The organism is Paenisporosarcina sp. P4_D4 (assembly GCF_056401835.1).
Genome location: NZ_JBFUIO010000213.1, coordinates 1 through 2,519, shown reverse-complemented (window position 1 = coordinate 2,519; position 2,519 = coordinate 1). Strand labels below are relative to the sequence as shown.

The 2,519-nt window shown below is 33.5% G+C and carries 7 protein-coding genes; all 7 read right to left on the bottom strand.

What is annotated here, in order from left to right:
• The coding region (locus AC1DSL_RS17165) for a hypothetical protein (RefSeq protein WP_477533148.1) at window positions 1-190 on the bottom strand (190 nt) is incomplete at its 3' end.
• 34 nt (window positions 191-224) lie between these two features.
• Window positions 225-428 (bottom strand): hypothetical protein, encoded by a 204-nt coding sequence (locus AC1DSL_RS17160; RefSeq protein WP_477533147.1) that lies wholly within the window; start codon window positions 426-428, stop codon window positions 225-227.
• Window positions 429-510: 82 nt separating this feature from the next.
• The gene (locus AC1DSL_RS17155) at window positions 511-903 is read right to left on the bottom strand and encodes a hypothetical protein (protein WP_477533146.1); all 393 of its coding nucleotides are present in this window, start codon (window positions 901-903) and stop codon (window positions 511-513) included.
• Window positions 904-997: 94 nt separating this feature from the next.
• Window positions 998-1,243, bottom strand: a complete 246-nt coding sequence (locus AC1DSL_RS17150; RefSeq protein ID WP_477533145.1) for a hypothetical protein — start codon at window positions 1,241-1,243, stop codon at window positions 998-1,000.
• A 62-nt stretch (window positions 1,244-1,305) separates the two neighbouring features.
• Window positions 1,306-1,509: a hypothetical protein gene (locus tag AC1DSL_RS17145; RefSeq protein ID WP_477533144.1), complete on the bottom strand. Its 204-nt coding sequence runs from the start codon at window positions 1,507-1,509 to the stop codon at window positions 1,306-1,308.
• 179 nt (window positions 1,510-1,688) lie between these two features.
• The gene (locus tag AC1DSL_RS17140) at window positions 1,689-1,925 is read right to left on the bottom strand and encodes a hypothetical protein (protein ID WP_477533143.1); all 237 of its coding nucleotides are present in this window, start codon (window positions 1,923-1,925) and stop codon (window positions 1,689-1,691) included.
• Window positions 1,926-1,952: 27 nt separating this feature from the next.
• Window positions 1,953-2,519 (bottom strand): reverse transcriptase-like protein (locus tag AC1DSL_RS17135; RefSeq protein WP_477533142.1); only part of this gene is annotated, 567 nt, incomplete at its 5' end.

The window sequence follows — 2,519 nt, the reverse complement described above, 5'->3', positions numbered from 1 at the left end:
CTTCAGCATTAATTTTTTCTAATTCGTTTACATGAAGCTCTTTAATTGTTTCCAATTCATGTTTTGATTGTGTTTCTAATTCCTTAATTTTAATATTACTTGTTTTTACTGCTTGGAAATATGCTACAACACTACCTATTATTGCTACAACCACAGGTGAAATTATAGTAAAAAATGTTACCCAATTCATTTTCGCTTTCCTCTTTTCCAATAAATTTTCTGTTTCATGAGCAAATCTTGACATCTTTAGCAATGTGAGTATCCTTTGATCCATCATCAAATTCTATATGAAAAGCTCGATATAAGTATGGATGCCAATACTCATTCAAATAGAAACCAACGATAGTGCCTTGTTTTGACAATCTTTTCCTTCTGATTTTTACAACAAAATCATCTTCAACCTCACAGCGTTTACCTACAATGGTCATTGGCTACCCTCCCATTAAAAACTACATTTTATCGGAATATCTACCCTCTAAAACCCCTGTAAAATAAGGGATTCTTGAATGGTCATGTTCCATTAAACATTGAGTCTATTTCAACTTTGTAGCGATTAAAGATCGAAAGTCGAATTTGTTCAATTTTTTTCTCCAGTTCTGCGAATTCAGGAGAATTTTCTAGCCCCTGTAATTTAAGCTCATAATATTCTTCTAACATCTTCTTCAATGCTGCTTCTTCTTCAGCAATCTTCGGGTCTAATACTTCTTTCATTTCTGCTGTAATATCACTTTGGAGGATTTCTTCTTTCTTCTCGAATCCAACAGCACCTAATTGTTTATTTACTTCACTTGTTAATTCATTTGACCATCCACTTGAAGCTCCAATTTGTGATCCGATGAAGATTCCACCGATTAAAAATGCTGCTACGATAGCTACTACTAATATTGCTACTTTCTTTTTCATGAATAAATTCCTCCGTGTCATATGGTTTAGTTTATAGTTTATTTAAAGTGAGACAATGCTCACCTCTTACCGCTGATATTGGTTGAACTGTGCTTCAGTCTGTTGAGACAAGTTCGCCCTCATAATGACAGAAATATTCTCTTGAATAATCCAGCTCAATGCCTTTATCATTCACGACAAATATACAATCACCAAATGTACCTTCTCCTTGATTCTTAACTGCCACATAGATTCTGCCCTCTGTTAAATTAAATTCAGAATCCTTCGCAATTAATAAATCGCCTTTTTTTACAAACTTTCCAGTTTCATAACAGCTAGGTTTATTGATATTTACAATCATTTTTATTCCCCTTTCTAATTTCGCAGTTTGTTGTCTACTGTCCGTTAAAACTTCAATTTTATTTATTCTTTAATGTATTTCTTGTTTAATTTATAAACTGTGACTCCACCAACAATCCCAATCAAAACACAGACAGCCATCGCAACTTTATTAATTAATGCTAACTCGCCAACTAAAGGTATTGCCATCAAATTGATTAAAACACCTGCTAGTGCTGGAGAGCCACCTAGAAGTATTGCTTCCACTATTGCAGATTTTTTGTTCATCTTATACTCTCCCTTTCATTTTCTTAAACACCCTAATCAACTTCCATAAATATGCTGTCATTGTATCATCTACTTTTCTTACTCCCCATATGGTAATTGATCCGAACAACAACAGATAAATTAATCCAGCAACTCGTAGCATCCAATTAGCAACTAATTCGTCCATAATTCAACTCCCATTAAACACTATTCTGATTTGCATATTGTTTTCTTACTTCCTGCCTTGCTAATATTCTCTCAGCAGTTTTCTCTGTCACTCTTACCTCACGTTCACACAATGGGCAATATAAATCGTAGTGGCAAGCAAGTTTCACCACATTCTCAAGCACTTGATGTTCACAGACTTTATGATATTCATGTAGGCAACAGCTTTGCAGTTTCTTACGCTCTCTTTTTCGCTTCCATTCACTGAACATTTCTACCCTCCATGTAAAAGTTTGATTTTATACGATGCTAATAGATACTTTATTAAATGCATGACATGCTCTTTCAAAAAGAATGTCATTTAGAGAATGATTTCTTGCGATAAATCTCTCAACGAACATAATTCGTCCCTTTTTAGAATTACATGTTTTCTTTTTTGATCCCCATTCAAGAATTCTTTCAATGGGAATCCTTTTCTCTGCTTTAATCATTTGGCTATAATATTGACGGATATGATTCAATTCCACATCTGTTAAGGAGTTTTTAGAAATTGAACCGATCTTATGATTTGTAACATAAATTCGTTCTTTCTTAATCAGCACGAAATCAGAAGGATTAATACTCAGAACGTTGCCATTATTAGTTTCATTTATTATCTTTTTCACTGATTCGCAAACCTTATGTGCAGCCTTATTAAGCTTTCTGCTAACCCATTTAATTTTTGATTCTGTTTTCTTCAATAACTCATTCATTGTTTTTATCAGTTTCCCATACTTTTTATGTTGGTCTGATGTAGTGGCAACATTGATGTTATCAGTGTGCACCATTATATTTTTTATGCTTTTCTTTTCGCATTCAGTTAAGAG

Excerpts from the sequence above, each read along its gene's own strand:
- AC1DSL_RS17150 (WP_477533145.1), bottom strand. The coding sequence starts at position 1,243 with ATGATTGTAAATATCAATAAACCTAGCTGTTATGAAACTGGAAAGTTT.
- AC1DSL_RS17145 (WP_477533144.1), bottom strand. The coding sequence starts at position 1,509 with ATGAACAAAAAATCTGCAATAGTGGAAGCAATACTTCTAGGTGGCTCT.
- AC1DSL_RS17160 (WP_477533147.1), bottom strand. The coding sequence starts at position 428 with ATGACCATTGTAGGTAAACGCTGTGAGGTTGAAGATGATTTTGTTGTA.
- AC1DSL_RS17155 (WP_477533146.1), bottom strand. The coding sequence starts at position 903 with ATGAAAAAGAAAGTAGCAATATTAGTAGTAGCTATCGTAGCAGCATTT.
- AC1DSL_RS17140 (WP_477533143.1), bottom strand. The coding sequence starts at position 1,925 with ATGTTCAGTGAATGGAAGCGAAAAAGAGAGCGTAAGAAACTGCAAAGC.